The following is a 19,877-nucleotide window of genomic DNA, read 5'->3' on the forward strand; positions in this document are numbered from 1 at the left end:
TTAAGCCTTTATTTTAGAACCAAAAAAACCATACCATGATACATATAAAAATAATGGGGCCATAGCCAAATATCCCATGCTTGTTCCAAAATAATCATTAATTAAACCCATGATAATAGGCATAATAGCACCACCAACTATACTCATAACAAGTAAAGAACCACCTAATTTCACTTGATTAAAAGGAAGATTTTTTGTTGCAACTGCAAAAATAGTAGGAAAAGAAATGGACATAAAGAAAAATAATGCAATTAAAATAACTATACTAATAAATCCGCTAGCAAAATACAAGCATACACATAAAATCACATTAATAAAAGAATACCATCCTAAAATAGTCTCACCTTTAATTTTCTTCATCAAAGGCGTAGAAAGAATACGACCTAACATAAAAGCAATTAAAGCTATCGAAAAATAATAAGCCCCTTGTTCATCTTTTAGATTTTCATTATGCTCACTAAGATAATTTATAAAAAAAGCTCCTGCACTAACTTGATTTGCTATATACAAAAATTGTGCTAGCAATCCAAAATTAAAATGTTTACGCTTAAAAACTCCAATAGGTTTTGAGGTATCTTTTTGTTCATAATCACTACTTACTGCCGATCCTTCTGGAATTTTATTCAATGCAAAAGCAATCAAGATCAAAATAACAATTGCTGCAATACCAACATACACTAGCTGGACATTACCCATATTAGCAAGTAACGCAGCTTCTATTTGTTCTTTACTTGCACCTTCTTCTTGTTTTGTAATAGATAAAAACAAAGCTCCACCTATAATAGGTCCTAAAAATTGACCCAAACCATTAAAACTTTGAGCAGCATTAATTCTAAAACTAGCATTTTTCTCATCACCAAGTTTTACCATATAAGGATTAGCACTAGTTTCCAAAGAACCAATACCGCAAGCTAAAATAAAAAAAGCAAATAAAAATAAGTAAAAATTAGCTAAATTTGTAGCTGGAATAATCAATAAACAACCTATTGCATACAAGATTAACCCAAAAATAATACCAATTTTATAAGAGTATTTATTTGCTATATATCCAGCAGGTAATGCTATGATAAAATAAGCACCAAAATAAGCGAGTTGCAAAAATCCACTTTCATGTTGAGTGATATGTAAATGATTTTGAAAATTCTTATTCATCACATCAATCAGCCCATAACTAACTCCCCATAAAAAGAAAAGAGAAGTTACTAAAATAATTGCTATTTTTATATTTTTAGAGTTATTTAACATATATCCTCCTTGTTATTAAATTTCATCCCAATTTAGAGCTCTATCTAAATGGATATATCCACCATCAGGAGTTAAAATTTGTCCTGTTGTGTGTGAAGCAAGAGGACTTAGTGTAAAAACTGCTGTGTTTGCTATTTCTTCTATAGTTGTAAAACGATGACCTAATGGTATGCATTTTGCTATTTTTTCATATTGAGCTTTTGGATTTGGAAAATTTGACAACCATTTTTCATAAAGAGGAGTCATAACTTCAGCTGGTGCTATAGCATTAACTCTAATATTATCTTTTGCAAAAGCGCAAGCCCATTCTCTTGTAAAACCTATTTGAGCAGCTTTTGCTGAAGCATAAGCTGAAGTTCTACCTTGTCCTGTTAAGCCGGTTTTACTTGTGATATTTAATATACTTCCTTGTTGCTTTTTAATATATGGTAAGCATTCTTTAGTCATAGTATAATAATGAAAAAGATTATTTTCATAAGATTTAATTAATTCTTCAGTTGTAGCATCTTCTATATGTAAATTATCATTTGCTCCAGCATTATTAACCAAAGCATAAATTCCACCATATATATTAACAACACTTTTAACAAGTGTTGAAATTTGTTCTGTATTTTTTAAATCTATTTGATAAAATCCATAATTTCCGCAAATGTCTTTTAGCTCATCATCTTTTTCTTTAGAAATTTCACTTCTTGAAAAAATAATTGGAATCCCACCTTCTAAAGCCCATAATTTAGCAATACCATAACCAATCCCTTTAGCACCACCTGTGATGATACAAATTTTGTTTTTAATTTTTAAATCCATAATATATCCTTTTTTATTAATTTAGCAAGTTGTAGCAAGTCTCCAAACTGAAAAATCATTTTGTTCATTTAACTCTGCCTTTACCAATTCTCCATTTGAAATTCTTATGATCAAATCTATAAGCTCATCACGCACTTCTTCTTTTGTCTTAATCCCATCTATAATACTTCCTGCATTAATATCAATAGCATCATTCATATTTTCATAACAAAAAGTATTAGAACTCATTTTAATAGTAGGCACAATAGCTGAACCTGTAGGAGTACCACGACCTGTAGTAAAAACACAAATATTTGCTCCACCTGCCACCATAGCGCTAAGTTGTTCTATATCATTACCTGGCGTATTCATAAAAGTAAGTCCTTTGGAAATTACAGGTTTAGCATAATCAATCACATCCATTAAAGTTCTAGTACCTGCTTTATAAACACAACCTAAAGACTTTTCTTCTATAGTGCTAAGCCCACCTGCAATATTTCCTGGACTAGGATTTGCTCCGCGTATATCAGCATGAAAAGATTTAACTAAATTCTCATAGCCTAAAATCTTATCATATACCTTTTTAGCTACTTCATCATTTTTTGCTCTCTTAGCAAGTATGGCTTCACACCCTATAAGCTCTGTAGTTTCTGCTAAAATTACTGCACCACCTTCATCAATTACAAAATCACTTAAACTTCCTAAAGCAGGATTGGCACTAAGACCGCTATAACTATCGCTACCACCACATTCTGTGCCTAAAATCAAATCACTAAAATCGCCATCTGTTTTTTCCAATTTTGCAGCATTTTCAAGCATTTGATTTACTATTTTAACACCCTTTTCTATGGTATTTTTACTACCACCGCACTCTTGTATTACTAAATATTCAACCATCTTATAAGGTGTCACTTCTTTTATTTTTTCAGCTACTATTTTCGCTTGTATTACCTCACAACCAAGTCCTACAATTAAAACACCAAAAACATTAGCATTACTCCCATGGCCTATTAAAACATCTCTAGTTTGTAAAGCATCAAATTCGAGTTGAGAACAGCCATGTTGATGATTAATATATACTGCCCCATTGCATTTTCTGGCTATATTTTCGCACACCTTATTAGCACAATGCACGCTTGGTATAATAATGACTTTATTTCTCAAGCCAAATTTTCCATCTTCTCTTCTATAACCCATTATCTTTTTCATATTTATTCCTTATCCCCACGACCTCTAATACCTGCACTATTGTGAATATGCACCCATTCACCTTTATTAATATCACAACTTGCACTAGCTATAGCTTCTGCATATTTGATGACAACTTCATCTTTTTTTATATCTTTTAGTGCGAATTTATGTCCACTTGCAATATCATCTAAAAGTTCTATATTTTCCACGATTTCACCTTTTTTAAAATCACGCAAAGCAGTAGCGACATTATCTTTTTCATTGACTATAATATAGGCTTTCATAATTTTATACCCGTTTCTTTTTCTATAGTTTTAACAAGTTCTTTAGCTTCATTAAAACGAGTATTTAATTCTTCTTTTGTGGCATGTGATAAAGGATGGATGCTTGTATTTGCAAATTCAAATCCTCTGGCTTTTAAAAGCAAAGCAAATCCCATAGGAAAAGCTATGCTCATACCAAATCTTATAGCTTTTAATAAACTTTTTTGAATCAGCAAAGCTCTATCTATATTTTTTTCATTGATTGATTTATAAATTTCACTCATAAGTTCTGGAAAAACACCACCTATACTAGTCATAGAACCCTTTGCCCCTATCAGTAGTGCTCCTGCATAAAATTCTTCTCTTCCTACAAAAACATCAAAATCACTAGGCACTACATCTAATATATGATTTAAAAGCAAAGCATCTCCACTGCTATCTTTTATACCCGCAATATTATCAAGCTTTGAAACCCTTTCTATAAATTTCAATCTTAGCGCTGTTGCAAAAAGAGGGATGTTATAAATATACAAAGGAAGCTTCACTTTAGAAGATAAATCTTTAATATATTCAAAAAGTGCGTCTTCACTTAATTTATAATAATAAGGCATAGCAAGTAATAAAGCATCAAGCCCTAATTCATATGCTTTTTGCGCCAAAGTAAAAGTATTTTGATAAACTGTTGATGCAATACCTGTAATAATAGGGAGATTATTTTTTGCAGCTTCTTTTGTAAGCTTCATTATTTTGATTTGCTCTTCTATACCTAAAGCTTGAGAATCTCCTGCACTACCATTACAAAATAATCCATTTAAACCTTTTGAGATACCAAATTCGCAGTATTTAATAAATTCGTTTTCATTAATATTTCCACTCATATCATATGGAGTTAATAAGGCTGGTAAAGTTCCCTTTAATATTCCCATATTTTTCCTTTCATTTTTTGTATATACAAAAATATTTTTATATACAAAAAATATAGCTAAAAATAGAAATTTTTAAAAACATCAAAATGATAAAAAAACAATACAAAAGTCTTATAAAAGTAGTTATAATCAATCATCTAAAGCAAAAACTACTAATAGAAAATATTTTTTATATTATTAAAAATGTTACTAAAAGTAAAAAAATATGATAGAATTTATCTATTGAAAAAGGAGTAAAATGACACATCAACCAACATTAAGAGTTTTAAAAATTTTAGAATTATTGGGCAATAATAATCAAAAAAATACACTAAGCTCTATTGCAAAAGATTTAAATATCCCTCCAGGGACACTTTCTCCTATACTTCAAACTTTACAAGCTAAAAATTACATTAAATGTGATAAAAATAAATTTTACACATTAGATTATAAAATTTTAGAAATTAGCCGTTGTATTTCAATAAAAAATAGCGCATTAGAATTAATTAAAAAACATATGAAAAACATCAGAAACTTAACAGGACAAACATGCCAAATGGGAATATTAAAAGAAGGAAATGTATTTTATTTAGAAAAACTTGATTCGGATAATCAAATACAAATCAAGTCTTTTGTCGGTGCTTCATATCCAGCTTACGCTACATCTTTAGGAAAAGCATTACTAGAAAAGAAAACCTATAAAGAGCTTGAAAAAATTTATCCAAATCCTTTTGAGAAAATAACACCAAATACATTAAATAATCTAAAAGAGCTTTACGAAGAATTATCTTCTATCAAAGAAAATAAAATAGCATTAGAAAGTGGGGAAATGAACCCAGAAATTGAGTGTATGGCTATAGGAATTGAATACGATGAAAAAATTATAGCTGCAATTAGTATTTCATATCATATATTTTACTCAAATGCAAATTTTAAAGAAAAAAATCAAAAAATTTTACTAGAAGAAAAATACAAAATAGAACAAGATTTAAAATTATATTTTCCGGAATTAGAAAATATATATCAATAAAAATCCCTAGCTAGGGATTTTTATTCTTTTTCTTTTAATTTAAGTTTTTGCTCTTGATATAATCCTGTTCCAACAGGAATCATACGACCTAAGATTACATTTTCTTTCAGATCTTCAAGATAATCAAATTTACCTGCAATACTTGCTTCTGTTAAAACTTTCGTTGTTTCTTGGAAAGAAGCAGCTGAAATCACGCTATCACTTCCAATAGCCGCTCTTGTTACCCCAAGTAACACAGGTTCAGCCACAGCAGGCTCACCACCATATCTTAAAATTCTTTCATTTTCTTCTCTGAATTTTCTTCTTGAAACTAAATCACCCACGATGAAGTTAGTATGACCACTATCTACAATTTTAACTTGTCTTAGCATTTGTGATACGATGATTTCAATATGCTTATCAGAAATCACAACACCTTGACCGCGATAAACTTGCTGAATTTCAGAAATAAGATAATAATGTAATGCTTTTTCACCTAAAATTCTAAGTACATCATGGCTTGAAATAACTCCATCGGTTAATTTTTCACCCGCATGGATAAACTCACCATCTCTTACTTGAATACGTTTTGATTTATCTATCAAATACTCTGCACTACTTCCATCTTCTGCTTGAATAATGATTCTTTCTTTTGATCTTAAAGGCTTATCAAATCTAACAACTCCATCAATTTCAGCTACAACAGCAGTGTTTTTCGGCTTTCTTGCTTCAAACAATTCAGATACTCTTGGAAGACCCCCGGTAATATCTTTTGATTTAGCTGCTGCCTTTGGTGTTTTAGCTAAAATATCAGCTTGCTTCACCTTATCACCATCATTTACATAAATAACAGTTTTTGGCTCTAATTGATAACGCACTACCTTATCATTTTCACCTATAATTAACAACGCTGGACGCACTCCACTTGGTAAATACTCATTAATAACAAGCGATCTTTTACCTGTTGCTTCATCAATTTGTTCATCAGCACTATAGCCTGATTCAATATCTTCAAAATTTATAGTACCTGCAACCTCTGCAATTACGGTGTTATTATATGCATCCCATTCAGCAATGATAGTTTTGTCTTCTTTGCTTGATTTTGCTATGATAGCTTTAGGATTATTCACAAAAGCACTATCATCAAATTCAATCACGGATTCTCTTGGTATATAATGTCTTTTTGCTTCTCTATCATTTTCATCAGCAATAACAACAAAAACACCTTTTTCTTTAACTATATCACCTTTTTTAAGATTTTTAATCCTATCTAAACCATCGCCTTTGAGCATGTAAAATTTTAATGTGCCTTTTGCACCTGCTATAATATCTTGAGTGATAGGATCACCATCTTTTACTAGCAATTCACTTGCATAAGGAATACGATTTGGTATATTCCAACCTTCTTTGATTACTTCAACAATACTTTCATTTTCAGCTACTTCAACACCATCGCTATATGGAATATATAACTTACCTTCGATATTACCACTTACACCAGCAAGCTCATTAGCTTTTGCTAAATCATATTTTCTTAATATAAATTTAGCTTCATTGTTTTTTGCTTTAACACTAACCACCACATCTTCATACGCATGTTCAATATGGATAGTTCCTTTAAATGGAGCTTTGATTTTTGGCTCAACAAGTAAAATAGCAGCATTGCGGTGATTAGCCACTATAGTTTTACCTTGTCTATCTTCATAAGTGTTAAGATTATAAAATCTTACAAAACCTTCTTTGTGTGCTACTACTTGACGATCTTGCAAATCTGTACTAGCAGTACCACCACTATGGAAAGTTCTTAGTGTAAGCTGAGTTCCTGGTTCACCGATTGATTGAGCAGATATAATACCTACAGCTTCACCTGGCTTAACTAATTTGCCCTCACCTAGGTTAATACCATAGCATTTAGAACAAACTCCTTTTTTAGCTTTACAAGTAATAGGAGTTCTAATACTTACACTCTTTACACCACTTTCAACAATTACTCTAGCTTTTTCTTCATCTATTAAAGTACCTTCTGAAAATAAAATTTCATTAGTAATAGAATCAATAATATTTTCAGCTAAAACTCTTCCTAAAATTCTTTCCTCTAAGGTTTCAATCACAACACCATCTGCTGTGATTTCATTAATTTCAACACCCTCATGTGCACCACAATCATCCATTGTAACTTTTACATTTTGTGCCACATCGATAAGCTTTCTTGTTAAATAACCTGCATTTGCTGTTTTTAATGCTGTATCTGCGAGACCTTTTCTAGCACCATGAGTTGAAATAAAATATTCAAGAACATTAAGTCCTTCACGGAAATTTGAAATAATCGGTGTTTCAATGATTGAGCCATCAGGTTTTGCCATAAGACCTCTCATCGCAGCAAGCTGTGAAATTTGAGCTGCTGAACCTCTAGCACCAGAATCTGCCATCATATAAATAGAGTTAAATCCTTCTTTATCTTTTTTAATTAACTCCATCATGTCTTTTGACAAGATATTATTAGTGCTTTTCCAAATATCAATAATCTTATTATATCTTTCACCCGAAGTAATCAAACCTAAATTATATGAATTTTGAATTTCTCTTACTTGTTTTTTAGCTTCTTCTATGCTTTTTTGCTTTTGATCAGGCACAATAATATCAGCAATTGAAATAGAAATACCTGCTTTTGTTGCATATTCAAAACCAAGATCTTTTAGTTTATCTAAAAAGCTAGCACTTACTTCAAGGCCACCCTCTTTATAAACATAATCAACCAAAGCTGCAATATCTTTTTTCTTCATGACTTTATTCCACATATTTTCAGGAACAAAATCAGGTAAGATAGACTTAATAATCAATCTACCCGCGGTTGTTGTGATTTTTCTTCCATCAACCACACTTCTAATGCTTGCATGAATATCTAAAGATTTTGCTTCTAGAGCAATCATAACCTCTTCAATACCTGTGCAAATTTTATGCTCACCTTTAGCACCATCTTTTTCTAAAGATAAATAATAAATCCCCAAAACCATATCTTGAGAAGGTACAGTTACAGAACGACCACTTGCTGGAAGCAAGATATTCATAGATGAGAGCATTAATACTTTACACTCAGCTATTGCCTCTTGAGATAAAGGCACATGCACAGCCATTTGGTCCCCGTCAAAGTCAGCATTAAATGCCGCACACACTAATGGATGAAGTTGAATTGCTTTACCCTCTACAAGCACAGGATGGAAAGCTTGGATGGAAAGTTTATGTAAGGTTGGAGCACGGTTAAGCATTACAGGATGACCTTTAACAACCTCTTCTAAGCACTCCCAAACCTCATTAGTTTTGTTTTCTATCATTTTTTTAGCTTGTTTTACGGTAGTTGCATAACCTTTTTCTTCAAGCTTAGCTAACAAATGTGGTTTAAATAATTCTAAAGCCATTTTTTTAGGTAAACCGCATTGATCCATTCTAAGTTTTGGTCCAACAACAATAACACTACGACCTGAGAAATCCACCCTTTTACCAAGTAGATTTTGTCTAAAACGACCTTGTTTACCTTTGATAATTTCACTTAAAGATTTCAATGGGCGCTTATTTGCACCTTTAACTGCATTTGCTCTTCTGCCATTATCAAACAAAGCATCAACTGCTTCTTGTAGCATTCTTTTTTCGTTTCTAATGATAATTTCAGGTGCATCAAGCTCCATAAGTCTTTTTAAACGCGTATTTCTATTGATAACCCTTCTATATAAATCATTCACATCAGAAACTGCAAATTTTCCACCATCTAAAGCTACCAAAGGTCTTAAATCAGGTGGTAATACAGGTAAATTTGTGATCATCATCCACTCAGGACGATTTGGTACTACTTCATCAATATTTGTATTGCTATTTAAATTACTATTTAAGAAATTTTCTACCACTTTTAAGCGTTTGATGATAGTTTTTTTCTTTGCTTCTGAATTAGTTGCTGCAATATCTTCTTTTAATTTATTTAAAAGCTCGACAAGATCTAAATTTGCTAGTAAATCTCTAACAACTTCACCACCCATTCTAGCTTTAAATCCACTACTTTCATAGCGTTGCATTAAATTTAAATACTGCTCTTCATTTAACACATCACAAAATTCAACTTTTTTAGTATTTTCATTATCATAGTATGCATCACCTGGATTTTCTACTATATATGCTTCATAATATAATACGCGTTCTAAGTCTTTCATCTTTACGCCGAGTAAAGTACCGATACGACTTGGTAAAGAGTTCACATACCATATATGTGCTACTGGGGTAACTAGCTCAATATGCCCCATTCTTGAACGACGCACTTTAGAACTAGTAACTTCAACACCACATTTTTCACACTTAATGCCCTTAAAACGCATTTTTTTATACTTACCACAAAGACACTCATAATCTCTTACTGGTCCAAAAATTTTAGCACAAAAAAGCCCATCTCTTTCAGGCTTTAAAGTTCTATAATTAATCGTTTCTGGTTTTTTTACTTCCCCATAAGACCATGATTTGATTTTTTCGGGACTTGCAAGTCTTAATTGAAAAGCTTCAAAGTCTCTAGGTCTGCCATCTTCTTTTATTTCGATAGGTTTAAATTTACTCATTATTCTCATCCTTATCAAAAATCTCAACATCTAAAGCAAGAGATTTTAATTCATTTGTAAGTACAAAGAATGTCTCTGGAATACCTGTTGCTGGAACATTCTCGCCTTTTGTTAAAGCTTTATAAGCACTAAATCTACCCTCAACATCATCAGATTTAATAGTAAGCATTTCTCTTAAAGTATGAGCTGCTCCATAAGCTTCAAGAGCCCAAACTTCCATCTCACCAAATCTTTGCCCACCAAATAATGCTTTACCACCAACTGGTTGTTGTGTTACTAAGCTATAAGGTCCAGTGCTTCTTGCGTGAACTTTTTCATCTACTAAATGGTGTAATTTAAGCATATACATACATCCAACATGCACACGCTCTGCCATTTTTTCACCAGTTCTTCCATCATAAAGTTCGCTTTTTCCATCCATAGCTATTTTAGCCATTTCAAAAAGCTTACCAAATTCTTCAACCGTTACACCTTCAAATACAGGAGTAGCAAATTTTACCCCTTTAGCCCAATCTCTAGCATAAGAAATAAGTTGCTCATCATTTAAAGTTTGTACAAATTTCTTTTCTAGCTCAAGTCTAGATACACTACAAATTTCAAGAATTTTTTCGCGTAATTCTTTTACAAAATCTTTTTGTTTTCTATCAAAAATTTCTTGAATTTGATCACCTAGTCTCATACCAACAATCCCTAAGTGACTTTCAAGAATTTGTCCTATATTCATACGACTTGGAACCCCTAGAGGATTTAAAGCTATATCAATAGGTCTTCCATCAGGTAAATAAGGCATATCAACTTCTGGAACGATATTAGATACAATACCTTTATTTCCATGGCGTCCCGCCATTTTATCCCCAACTTTTAATTTTCTCTTAGTCGCAATATATACTTTAACAAGTTTTACCACTCCACTTGGTAAAATATCATCTTTTTCTAAAATTTCTAATTTTTCATCATGCTCTGTTTTAAGCTTTTTCTTCTCGTTTTGGAAGTGATTTTTTAAATCATCATATTCTTTTTGCACTTCTTTAGAATAAGCTTTAACTAAAGAATTTAATGCAAAACGATTAATTTTTTCCAACTCGGTAATTTCTACCTTGGAACCTTTTTTATATTTAACACCATTTATTTCTTCGTCTGAATTTAAAGGTGATTTAGAAAGCAAAGAACATACTCTTAAAGTTTCTTCTCTGTCCATCATCAAAAGTCTATCGTGATGTTCTTTTTCAAGATTTAATTTTTCATCATCATAGGCTTTTACAGCACGAGCATCTTTTTCATAACCTTTTTTAGTAAATATTTTTACATCTACAACAACACCTTCCAATGAAGCAGTTGCATATAAAGATTTATTTACAACATGTCCTGCCTTTTCACCAAAAATAGCTCTTAGTAATCTTTCTTCAGGCGTAGGTTTTACCTCACCTTTAGGTGAAACTTTACCTACCAAAATCATACCAGGCTTTATATGAGTTCCTATTTTTGCAATACCGCTCTCATCAAGATGTGCTAAATCTTCCTCTTTAACATTTGGAATATCTTTTGTAATCTCTTCAACGCCATCTTTAAGTTCTCTAGCCTCTACTTCTTTTTCATAAATATGAACACTAGTGAAAGTATCTTCGCGTAAAATTTTCTCACTAATTACAATAGCATCTTCGTAATTATATCCATGCCATGGCATAAATGCGATCAAAGCATTTTTACCAATAGCAAGCTCTCCTTGGTCCATACTTGGACCATCTGCAATAATTTGACCTGCTTGAATAAATTCGCCTTTTTTCACAATCGGGTGTTGAATAAAAGTTGTATTTTGGTTAGTTCTTAGATTTTTTTCCATTTTATAATGATCAATAAATGGTCCATTTTCATCTTCGCCCAAAATAAAAATATTTTTATTATCAACTTTTTCTACAATACCTGCTCTTTTAGCTTTAATAGCTTCCCAAGCATCACGTGCAATGATTTTTTCCATACCAGTACCTACTATAGGTGCTTGTGCGGTTAGTAAAGGCACTGCTTGACGCTGCATGTTTGAACCCATCAGGGCTCTGTTTGCATCATCATGCTCCAAAAATGGAATCAAAGAAGCTGCGACCCCTACTATCATACCTGAACAAAGATCAATCAAATGCACTTCTTCTCTTCTTGCTAAGATTGTTTCACCATCTTGTCTTGCTTCAACAAATTCTTCAACAATATTACCTTTTTCATCAATTTTAGTTGAAGCAGCTGCGATCACTAAACCTTCTTCTTGAGTAGCGGTTAAATAAACAATTTCATTGCTTACTTTTCCATTTTCTACTTTCTTATAAGGTGCTTCAACAAAACCTAGATCATTTACTTTAGCATAAGTTGAAAGCGTATTAATCAAACCGATATTTTGACCTTCTGGAGTTTCAACAGGGCAAATTCTTCCATAATGCGTTGCATGGACATCACGCACTTCAAAACCCGCTCTTTCTTTTACTAAACCACCCTCGCCAAGCGCAGATAAACGACGCTTATGAGTTACCTCGCTTAATGGATTTGTTTGATCCATAAATTGAGACAATTGACCACCGGTAAAAAATTCCATAATTGTCACAGTAATTGTTTTAGGATTGATTAAGTCATAAGGCATTACTTTATCAATATCTGCATTTAATGCGGTGAATTTATCTCTAATTGATTTTTGCATTTTAGCAAGACCCACATGAAGTTCATTAGCTAAAAGCTCTCCAATCGATCTAATACGACGATTACCTAAATGATCTCTATCATCAATATGGCCCCTACCATTTTTTACTTTAATTAAATATTTTGCAGTTTTTACTATATCTTCATTTGTTAAAACTGTAACATATTCAGGTGTATCTAATCCTAGTTTATGATTCATTTTCATACGACCAACTTTTGTTAGATCATATCTTTCAGGATTAAAAAATAAATCATTTACAAAAGCTTTTGCAGCATCTTTTACTACAGGCTCGCCTGGTCTCATTACTTTATAAATTCTAATAGCTGCTAAATCATTTTCATCTTCTATATTTTCAGTTTGTTTTAATAATTTTAAAGTCTCATTATCTTGAATGAAAGAATTAATAATAGCAGCATCAACTCCATTTGCTAAGTCATTTGCAATATCAAATTGTTTTTCTTCTTTAATTTTAGCTAATTTTCCCTCATCTAATAGCGTTAAAGAATCAAACAAAACCTCACCGGTTTCTTTATTAATAATAGGGTTAGCTAAATATCTATTTGTTAAAATTTCAATTGGATATTCAACCCATTTAACACCGTCTTTTATAAGTTGCTCAGCTTTTTTCTTTGTCATTCTTTTACCGGCTTGGTGTACAACATTGCCTTTTTCATCTTTTAAGTCATATTCGACTCTATCTAAAAAGTCATTTGGATTAAATTCAGTTAAAAATTTATCTTTTTTAACATGAATAGTTTGTATAGGGTAAAATAATTTTATAATATCTTGCTTTTTATAACCAAGTGCTCTAAATAAAATAGTAATAGGCACTTTCCTTCTTTTATTAATACGCACATAAAGCACATCTTTTGCATCATATTCAAAATAAAGCCAAGAACCACGATCTGGTATAATTTGAGCTGTATATACTAATTTATTTGCAACAGTAGAACTTTCTTCTTCTTTAAAAATAACACCTGGACTTCTATGAAGTTGATTTACAACAACTCTTTCAACCCCATTAATTATAAAAGAAATTCTATCTGTCATTAAAGGAATTTCTCTAATATAAATTTCTTGTTCTTTGATATCTTTTATACCGATTTTTTCACCCGTTTTTTCATCTTTTTCATGTAAAGTTAAACGGATTTTCATTTTCAAATTTACAGAATAAGTTAAACCTCTTTCCATGCACTCTCTAATGGTATATTTAGGTTTACCTACTTCACTACTTACATATTCTAAACTTAATCTATTTTGCGGATCATGGATTGGAAAGATAGATTTGAAAACTTTTTCAATTCCACTTTCTGAATTTTTTGCATCTAAATTTAAAAAATAATCAAAACTCTTTTTTTGTAATTGTAATAAATTTGGAATGTCTATTTGTTGTGGAACATTCGAGAAGTCTATTCTTAAACGATTTCCTGATTGTGAATTTAACATATTATTATACCCCATGGTAAAAGTATTGAAAGAAAGAATCCTTATTAAAGGAAAACAAGAAAGGATATAAAATCCTTTCTTTTAAAAATAAAAAATTATTTAAGTTCAACCTTAGCGCCAGCTTCTTCAAGTTGTTTTTTAGCTTCTTCAGCTTCAGCTTTACTAACACCTTCTTTAAGAACTGATGGAGTTTGCTCAACTGCATCTTTTGCTTCTTTTAATCCAAGACCAGTTAAAGCACGAACAACTTTAATTACATTAATTTTTTTATCGCCACCATCTTGTAATACAATATCAAATTCAGTTTTTTCTTCAGCAGCACCGCCAGCAGCACCCGCAACAGCAGCACCCGCAACCATAACTGGAGCAGCAGAAACACCAAATTTTTCTTCAAATTCTTTTACTAATTCTGAAAGCTCAAGAACACTTAGGTTAGAAATAAATTCTAATACATCTTCTTTAGTAATTGCCATTTTTTATCCTTTTTATAATTTTATTCAGCTTCTTTTTTTTCTTTTAATGCATTTAATCCAATTGTAAAATTGGTGATTGGTGCATTCCAAACTTGCAAAAGCATAGCAAGTAATTCATTACGAGAAGGCATTTTAGCTAAAGCTTTAACTTTATCTACAGAAGCAACTTCGCCTTCGATAAATGCAGTTTTGATCTCAAATGCTTGATTAGCTTCGCTAAATTTATCAGCAACTTTTGAAACATTTAATTGGTCTTCACCCCAAAGATAAATATTAGTATCTTTAAGTTCCATTCCATCTTTGCCGGCATTTTTAAGAGCAATACTTGCTAAAGTATTTTTAATAATTTGAACTTTAACATCCATTTCTCTCGCATTATTTCTTAACTCTTCAAGTTTTTTAGTATTTAAACCCTTATAGTTACAAACTACAACAGCCTCACTAACTTTAAAACCTTCTTCAAGTTTAGAAACAAGTTCAACTTTTTGGCTTTTAGTCATCTTTACTCCTTTCCGACCGGTGATTTCAAGCAGAGCAGAAAAATCTAATTAAGTCCTAGGACCTCGGCTATCTCCAATCTAAGATAAAAATTAGATAAAATAAAAGTTATTATCTTATCTAATTTTTATTAATGAGAGTAAAACTCTCATTAATTTTATTTTGTATCAAGTAATTCTTGAGTATCAAGAGAAAGAGAAGGACTCATAGTTAAAGAAAGACTAGCATTTTTAATATATCTTCCTTTTGCAGCAGCTGGCTTGTGTTTATTAATAGCTTTTACAAATGCTGTCATATTTTCTTTTAATTGTTCTTGAGTAAAGCTAACTTTACCTAAACCTGCATGGATATTTCCTTGCTTATCAACACGGAAGTTAACTTGACCATTTTTAGCATTATTCACAGCTTGTGCAACATCCATTGTCACAGTACCTGTCTTAGGATTTGGCATTAAACCTTTAGGTCCTAAAATACGACCTACTTTACCAACTAAACCCATCAAATTTGGAGTAGCAATTAAAACATCAAAATTCATATTTCCTTTTTGAATTTCTTCTACTAAATCATCACTACCAACTATATCAGCACCTGCATTTTTTGCCTCATCAGCTTTTGCATCTTTTGCTATAACAGCAACACGCACTTTTTTACCTGTACCACAAGGTAAAACTACACTACCCCTTACCATCTGATCTGCATGTCTTGGATCAACATTTAATTTTAAAGCAATTTCAACTGTTTCATCAAATTTAGCAGATGCAAGAGTTTTAACTGTGCTTATTGCTTCATCCATTAAGTAATTTTTATTTGAATCTATTTTTTTTAATAATTCTGTAAATCTTTTAGTATTTTTTGACATTAATTTTTCTCCGCATTTTATATAAAGTGCTACCGCCTTTTTAAACTCTTGGCGGTAAAGAGTATTAATCTACGATTTCAACACCCATAGAACGAGCAGAACCCATAATAATCTTAGCAGCTTGCTCTCTATCTTTTGTGTTCATATCAGCTATTTTTTTATCAACAATTTCTAAAACTTGTGCTTTAGTTAATTTACCTACTTTATTTTTTAAAGGATTATCCGCACCTTTAGAAATACCTGCAGCTTTTTTGATTAAATCAGTAGCTGGTGGTTGTTTTGTGATAAATGTAAAGCTTTTATCTGCATAAACAGTAATAACAACTGGAATATTAAAGCCAGCCATATCTTTTGTTCTTTCATTAAATGCCTTACAAAATTCCATAATATTAACACCTTGTTGACCCAAAGCAGGACCAACTGGAGGTGATGGATTAGCCTTAGTAGCAGCTATTTGTAATTTTATTTCTCCTACGACTTTTTTAGCCATAACCTTACTCCTTTACTTGCTATATTATCAAACTATTTTTTCAACTTGAGAGTATAAGATCTCTACTGGAGTTGATCTGCCAAATATTGAAACATTTAGCTTTAAAACCCCTCTAACCATATCATATTCTTCTACAATACCAACAAAGTTTGCAAAAGGACCTTCGGTTATTCTTACACTTTCTTCTTTATCAAATGAAATTTTAGGTTTAGGTGCTGCTTTATTTTTCACCTTTTCTAAAATAAGATTGATATCTTTTTCACTCAATGGGGTTGGTTTTTTACTTTCCCCTATAAAACGACCAACTTTTGGCAAAGATTGAATTTTATGCCAAAGTTCTGTTGATAAGTCAATATTGGCAAATACATAGCCTGAATACAAACTTCTTTCGCTTATTTTTTCTTTACCATTTTTAAATTCAATCACATCTTCAGTTGGAACAATTACTTCTAGCAATTGCTCTTGAATTCCATGATCTCTAACTAAATTTTCTATGGCTCTTTTTACAGCCATTTCACTACCTGCATAAGTTTGAATTGCATACCATTTATGATTCATTATTTTATCCTATAATCTTAGATAATGAAAATGACATAATCAAGTCAACCAATGCTAAAAATAATGAAACAATAGTAACAACTACAAAAACAGTAATATAAGCATTTCTAACTTGCTCTTTCAAAGGCCAAATAACTTTTGATAATTCAGCTTTTGACAATTTAAAATAAGTTATTAGTTTTTCCATATTTAACCTTATTTTGTGGCAGGGCAAGAGGGATTCGAACCCCCAACCATCGGATTTGGAATCCGGCGCTCTACCGTTGGAGCTATTGCCCTAAGGGCTTTTATATAAAAGCCTTAACTTTTTAATTTAACTTCTTTATGAACTGTATGTTTTTTTAATCTTGGGCAATATTTTTTTAATTCTAATTTTTCAGTTGTATTTTTACTATTTTTAAAAGTACTGTAATTAATATCACCGCACTCTTCACATTTCAAGCCAACTTTAATTCTCATTTTTATTCCTTAAAAAAAGCGAGATAAAATCTCGCTTATGATTATTTAATAATTTTAGATACAACACCTGAACCAACAGTACGGCCACCTTCACGGATAGCAAAACGAGTACCTTCTTCAAGTGCAACTGGTGCAATAAGACTTACAGTAATTCTAACATTTTCACCTGGCATAACCATTTCAACGCCTTCTGCAAGTTGGATAGAACCAGTAACATCCGTTGTTCTTACATAGAACTGTGGTCTATAGTTATTAAAGAATGGAGTATGACGACCACCTTCATCTTTATTTAAAATATAAACTTCTGCTTCAAAGTCAGTATGTGGAGTAATTGATTTTGGCTTAGCAAGAACCATACCACGAAGAACATCTTCTTTTTTAGTACCACGTAGAAGAACACCTACGTTATCACCTGCTTCACCTTGATCCATTTCTTTTCTAAACATTTCAACACCAGTTACTGTAGTGCTTTGTGTTTCTCTAATACCAACGATTTCAATAGTATCACCAACTTTAACAACACCTTTTTCAATTCTACCAGTAACAACTGTACCACGACCTGAAATTGAGAATACGTCTTCGATTGGCATTAAGAAATCTTTATCTGTATCACGAGCTGGAGTTGGAATATACTCATCAACTGCTACCATAAGATCTAGGATTTTTTTAGACCATTCACCATCTTGTCCGGCTTTTGCTTCTTCAAGAGCTTGTAAAGCAGAACCTGAAATAATTGGAGTATCATCTCCTGGGAAGTCATAAGAACTTAATAGTTCTCTAATTTCCATTTCAACTAATTCTAATAATTCAGCATCATCAACCATATCAGCTTTATTCATGAAAACAACGATATATGGTACACCTACTTGGCGAGAAAGTAAGATGTGCTCTCTAGTTTGTGGCATTGGACCATCTGCAGCAGAAACAACAAGAATAGCACCGTCCATTTGAGCAGCACCAGTAATCATATTTTTAACATAGTCAGCGTGACCTGGGCAGTCTACGTGAGCATAGTGACGATTTTCTGTTTCATACTCAATATGAGAAGTTGCAATAGTAATACCACGCTCTTTTTCTTCAGGAGCATTGTCGATATTATCATAATCTTTAAGCTCAGCCAAACCTCTTCTTGAAAGAACAGCAGAGATAGCAGCTGTTAAAGTAGTTTTACCGTGGTCAACGTGACCAATAGTACCAATATTTACGTGAGGCTTATTACGTGAAAATTTTTCTTTAGCCATCTTTTTCCTCCATATAAAATTTACAAACAAATACTAATTTATGTTTTATAATCTTTTGAAATCAATGGAGCTCATAGCGGGACTTGAACCCGCGACCTCTCCCTTACCAAGGGAGTGCTCTACCTCTGAGCCATACGAGCGCTCAGAAAAATTAAAAACATAAATTATAAAATTTTGGAAATTGAAACTGCTAGAAATTCTGAATTTAAAAACAGCTCCCAGTTTCACTCTACCAAAATTAGGTTGGAGCGGGAAACGGGACTCGAACCCGCGACCCTCAGCTTGGAAGGCTGATGCTCTAGCCAACTGAGCTACTCCCGCAAAGCAATGGTGGTGAGTCGTGGATTCGAACCACGGAAGGCGAAAGCCAGCAGATTTACAGTCTGCCCTCGTTGGCCACTTGAGTAACTCACCATGATAAAAATGCTTTTTATTTCTGGTCAAACACTGCTATCAACAATGGAGCTGGTTAAGGGACTTGAACCCCCGACCTGCTGCTTACAAGGCAGCTGCTCTACCAACTGAGCTAAACCAGCAAAAAATAAAGTTGAATTATAATGTAATTTTGAATTAATGTCAAGTGTTTTAAATAATTTTATATAATTTTTAAAAAATAAAGGATTGATTATGAAAATTTTATTTTCACCTAGCGAAAGCAAAAATAAAATAAATACGCAAGGTTATATAAATAAAAACTCTTTTGTTTTTAGTAATTTATATAGTAAAAGACTTGAAGTACTTACAAAATATAAAAATCATATAAAACAATGCAATGAAGTTGAACTTGAAAAATTTTTTGGTATAAAAGATGCAAGTGAAATAGAAGAATTAACTCATGATATTTTAACAAAAGAAACAAACAAAGCTATTCAAAGATATAATGGAGTTGCTTTTGATCATTTAGACTATGAAAATTTAAGCGAGAATTCAAGAAAATACATAGATGAGAATGTTTTGATATTTTCTAATCTTTTCGGTCCTATTTTAGCAAAAGATTTAATACCTTATTATAAATTAAAACAAGGAGAGAAAATTAAAGAATTTAATATAGAAAAATATTACAAAGATAGTTTCTCTGATGAACTCGATAAATTTTTAGAAAATGAATTAGTCATTGATCTTAGAGCTAAATTTTATGAAAAATTTTATACTATTAAAAAGCCTTTTTTAACTTTTACC

At 31.8% G+C, this 19,877-nt stretch carries 17 protein-coding genes and 5 tRNA genes; 2 read left to right on the forward strand and 20 right to left on the reverse strand.

Features of this window, described 5'->3' with window-relative positions:
• From fucP to L8Y18_RS07435, 5 genes are read right to left on the reverse strand one after another with little or no spacing between them, the layout of a single operon-like run.
• A complete protein-coding gene (gene fucP / locus L8Y18_RS07415; RefSeq protein ID WP_263666848.1) occupies positions 1-1,245 on the reverse strand; it encodes an L-fucose:H+ symporter permease in 1,245 nt (414 codons plus the stop codon).
• Between the two features lie 15 nt (positions 1,246-1,260).
• The gene (locus tag L8Y18_RS07420; RefSeq protein ID WP_133319928.1) at positions 1,261-2,052 is read right to left on the reverse strand and encodes an SDR family oxidoreductase; all 792 of its coding nucleotides are present in this window, start codon (positions 2,050-2,052) and stop codon (positions 1,261-1,263) included.
• Between the two features lie 21 nt (positions 2,053-2,073).
• Positions 2,074-3,240 carry a UxaA family hydrolase gene (locus L8Y18_RS07425; RefSeq protein ID WP_263661683.1) on the reverse strand — a complete coding sequence of 389 codons (1,167 nt, stop codon included), beginning with the start codon at positions 3,238-3,240 and terminating at the stop codon, positions 2,074-2,076.
• Positions 3,241-3,242: 2 nt separating this feature from the next.
• Positions 3,243-3,506, reverse strand: coding sequence for a UxaA family hydrolase (locus tag L8Y18_RS07430; RefSeq protein ID WP_133319930.1), 264 nt, complete (start codon positions 3,504-3,506; stop codon positions 3,243-3,245).
• The gene (locus L8Y18_RS07435) at positions 3,503-4,411 is read right to left on the reverse strand and encodes a dihydrodipicolinate synthase family protein (RefSeq protein WP_263676582.1); all 909 of its coding nucleotides are present in this window, start codon (positions 4,409-4,411) and stop codon (positions 3,503-3,505) included. Before L8Y18_RS07435 ends, L8Y18_RS07430 begins: the two co-directional genes overlap by 4 nt.
• Positions 4,412-4,649: 238 nt before the next feature.
• Here L8Y18_RS07435 and L8Y18_RS07440 point away from each other — a divergent pair, with 238 nt between their 5' ends.
• Complete coding sequence (locus tag L8Y18_RS07440; protein WP_220566615.1) at positions 4,650-5,420, forward strand: IclR family transcriptional regulator; 771 nt, start codon at positions 4,650-4,652, stop codon at positions 5,418-5,420.
• A 20-nt stretch (positions 5,421-5,440) separates the two neighbouring features.
• Here L8Y18_RS07440 and rpoC read toward each other — a convergent pair whose 3' ends face one another.
• From rpoC to L8Y18_RS07515, 15 genes are all read right to left on the reverse strand, one after another.
• On the reverse strand, positions 5,441-9,994 hold the full coding sequence (gene rpoC / locus L8Y18_RS07445; protein WP_263676583.1) for a DNA-directed RNA polymerase subunit beta': 4,554 nt from the start codon (positions 9,992-9,994) through the stop codon (positions 5,441-5,443).
• Complete coding sequence (gene rpoB, locus L8Y18_RS07450; RefSeq protein WP_220566613.1) at positions 9,987-14,120, reverse strand: DNA-directed RNA polymerase subunit beta; 4,134 nt, start codon at positions 14,118-14,120, stop codon at positions 9,987-9,989. The genes rpoC and rpoB overlap by 8 nt, the downstream gene beginning before the upstream one ends.
• Before the next feature lie 95 nt (positions 14,121-14,215).
• Positions 14,216-14,593, reverse strand: a complete 378-nt coding sequence (gene rplL / locus L8Y18_RS07455) for a 50S ribosomal protein L7/L12 (protein WP_012661184.1) — start codon at positions 14,591-14,593, stop codon at positions 14,216-14,218.
• Positions 14,594-14,613: 20 nt separating this feature from the next.
• Positions 14,614-15,093, reverse strand: a complete 480-nt coding sequence (rplJ, locus tag L8Y18_RS07460; protein WP_133319935.1) for a 50S ribosomal protein L10 — start codon at positions 15,091-15,093, stop codon at positions 14,614-14,616.
• Between the two features lie 155 nt (positions 15,094-15,248).
• Complete coding sequence (gene rplA, locus L8Y18_RS07465) at positions 15,249-15,950, reverse strand: 50S ribosomal protein L1 (RefSeq protein ID WP_039617747.1); 702 nt, start codon at positions 15,948-15,950, stop codon at positions 15,249-15,251.
• Positions 15,951-16,014: 64 nt separating this feature from the next.
• Positions 16,015-16,440: a 50S ribosomal protein L11 gene (gene rplK / locus L8Y18_RS07470; protein ID WP_012661181.1), complete on the reverse strand. Its 426-nt coding sequence runs from the start codon at positions 16,438-16,440 to the stop codon at positions 16,015-16,017.
• A gap of 27 nt (positions 16,441-16,467) precedes the next feature.
• Positions 16,468-17,001, reverse strand: a complete 534-nt coding sequence (gene nusG, locus L8Y18_RS07475; protein WP_087684660.1) for a transcription termination/antitermination protein NusG — start codon at positions 16,999-17,001, stop codon at positions 16,468-16,470.
• 1 nt (position 17,002) lies between these two features.
• Entirely contained in the window at positions 17,003-17,185 is a 183-nt protein-coding gene (gene secE / locus L8Y18_RS07480; RefSeq protein WP_263676584.1) for a preprotein translocase subunit SecE, read from the reverse strand.
• Positions 17,186-17,201: 16 nt separating this feature from the next.
• A tRNA-Trp gene (locus L8Y18_RS07485) sits at positions 17,202-17,277 on the reverse strand.
• Between the two features lie 21 nt (positions 17,278-17,298).
• Complete coding sequence (rpmG, locus tag L8Y18_RS07490; protein WP_039617743.1) at positions 17,299-17,457, reverse strand: 50S ribosomal protein L33; 159 nt, start codon at positions 17,455-17,457, stop codon at positions 17,299-17,301.
• A 41-nt stretch (positions 17,458-17,498) separates the two neighbouring features.
• Positions 17,499-18,698, reverse strand: a complete 1,200-nt coding sequence (tuf, locus tag L8Y18_RS07495) for an elongation factor Tu (protein WP_263676585.1) — start codon at positions 18,696-18,698, stop codon at positions 17,499-17,501.
• Positions 18,699-18,763: 65 nt separating this feature from the next.
• Positions 18,764-18,838, reverse strand: a tRNA-Thr gene (locus tag L8Y18_RS07500).
• A 104-nt stretch (positions 18,839-18,942) separates the two neighbouring features.
• Positions 18,943-19,019: transfer RNA gene (locus tag L8Y18_RS07505), tRNA-Gly, on the reverse strand.
• A 7-nt stretch (positions 19,020-19,026) separates the two neighbouring features.
• A tRNA-Tyr gene (locus tag L8Y18_RS07510) sits at positions 19,027-19,112 on the reverse strand.
• 46 nt (positions 19,113-19,158) lie between these two features.
• Positions 19,159-19,234: transfer RNA gene (locus L8Y18_RS07515), tRNA-Thr, on the reverse strand.
• 91 nt (positions 19,235-19,325) lie between these two features.
• Between L8Y18_RS07515 and yaaA the strand changes: the two genes are divergently transcribed.
• A partial coding sequence (gene yaaA, locus L8Y18_RS07520) for a peroxide stress protein YaaA (protein ID WP_133319936.1) occupies positions 19,326-19,877 on the forward strand: 552 nt, incomplete at its 3' end.

This window comes from Campylobacter sp. CNRCH_2007_0968H (assembly GCF_025773245.1).
Taxonomy (GTDB): domain Bacteria; phylum Campylobacterota; class Campylobacteria; order Campylobacterales; family Campylobacteraceae; genus Campylobacter_D; species Campylobacter_D lari_D.

What these genes read in the sequence shown, in the direction of transcription:
- fucP (WP_263666848.1), bottom strand. Translation starts at nt 1,245, where the DNA reads ATGTTAAATAACTCTAAAAATATAAAAATAGCAATTATTTTAGTAACT.
- L8Y18_RS07420 (WP_133319928.1), bottom strand. Translation starts at nt 2,052, where the DNA reads ATGGATTTAAAAATTAAAAACAAAATTTGTATCATCACAGGTGGTGCT.
- L8Y18_RS07425 (WP_263661683.1), bottom strand. Translation starts at nt 3,240, where the DNA reads ATGAAAAAGATAATGGGTTATAGAAGAGAAGATGGAAAATTTGGCTTG.
- L8Y18_RS07430 (WP_133319930.1), bottom strand. Translation starts at nt 3,506, where the DNA reads ATGAAAGCCTATATTATAGTCAATGAAAAAGATAATGTCGCTACTGCT.
- L8Y18_RS07435 (WP_263676582.1), bottom strand. Translation starts at nt 4,411, where the DNA reads ATGGGAATATTAAAGGGAACTTTACCAGCCTTATTAACTCCATATGAT.
- L8Y18_RS07440 (WP_220566615.1), top strand. Translation starts at nt 4,650, where the DNA reads ATGACACATCAACCAACATTAAGAGTTTTAAAAATTTTAGAATTATTG.
- rpoC (WP_263676583.1), bottom strand. Translation starts at nt 9,994, where the DNA reads ATGAGTAAATTTAAACCTATCGAAATAAAAGAAGATGGCAGACCTAGA.
- rpoB (WP_220566613.1), bottom strand. Translation starts at nt 14,120, where the DNA reads ATGTTAAATTCACAATCAGGAAATCGTTTAAGAATAGACTTCTCGAAT.
- rplL (WP_012661184.1), bottom strand. Translation starts at nt 14,593, where the DNA reads ATGGCAATTACTAAAGAAGATGTATTAGAATTTATTTCTAACCTAAGT.
- rplJ (WP_133319935.1), bottom strand. Translation starts at nt 15,093, where the DNA reads ATGACTAAAAGCCAAAAAGTTGAACTTGTTTCTAAACTTGAAGAAGGT.
- rplA (WP_039617747.1), bottom strand. Translation starts at nt 15,950, where the DNA reads ATGTCAAAAAATACTAAAAGATTTACAGAATTATTAAAAAAAATAGAT.
- rplK (WP_012661181.1), bottom strand. Translation starts at nt 16,440, where the DNA reads ATGGCTAAAAAAGTCGTAGGAGAAATAAAATTACAAATAGCTGCTACT.
- secE (WP_263676584.1), bottom strand. Translation starts at nt 17,185, where the DNA reads ATGGAAAAACTAATAACTTATTTTAAATTGTCAAAAGCTGAATTATCA.
- rpmG (WP_039617743.1), bottom strand. Translation starts at nt 17,457, where the DNA reads ATGAGAATTAAAGTTGGCTTGAAATGTGAAGAGTGCGGTGATATTAAT.
- tuf (WP_263676585.1), bottom strand. Translation starts at nt 18,698, where the DNA reads ATGGCTAAAGAAAAATTTTCACGTAATAAGCCTCACGTAAATATTGGT.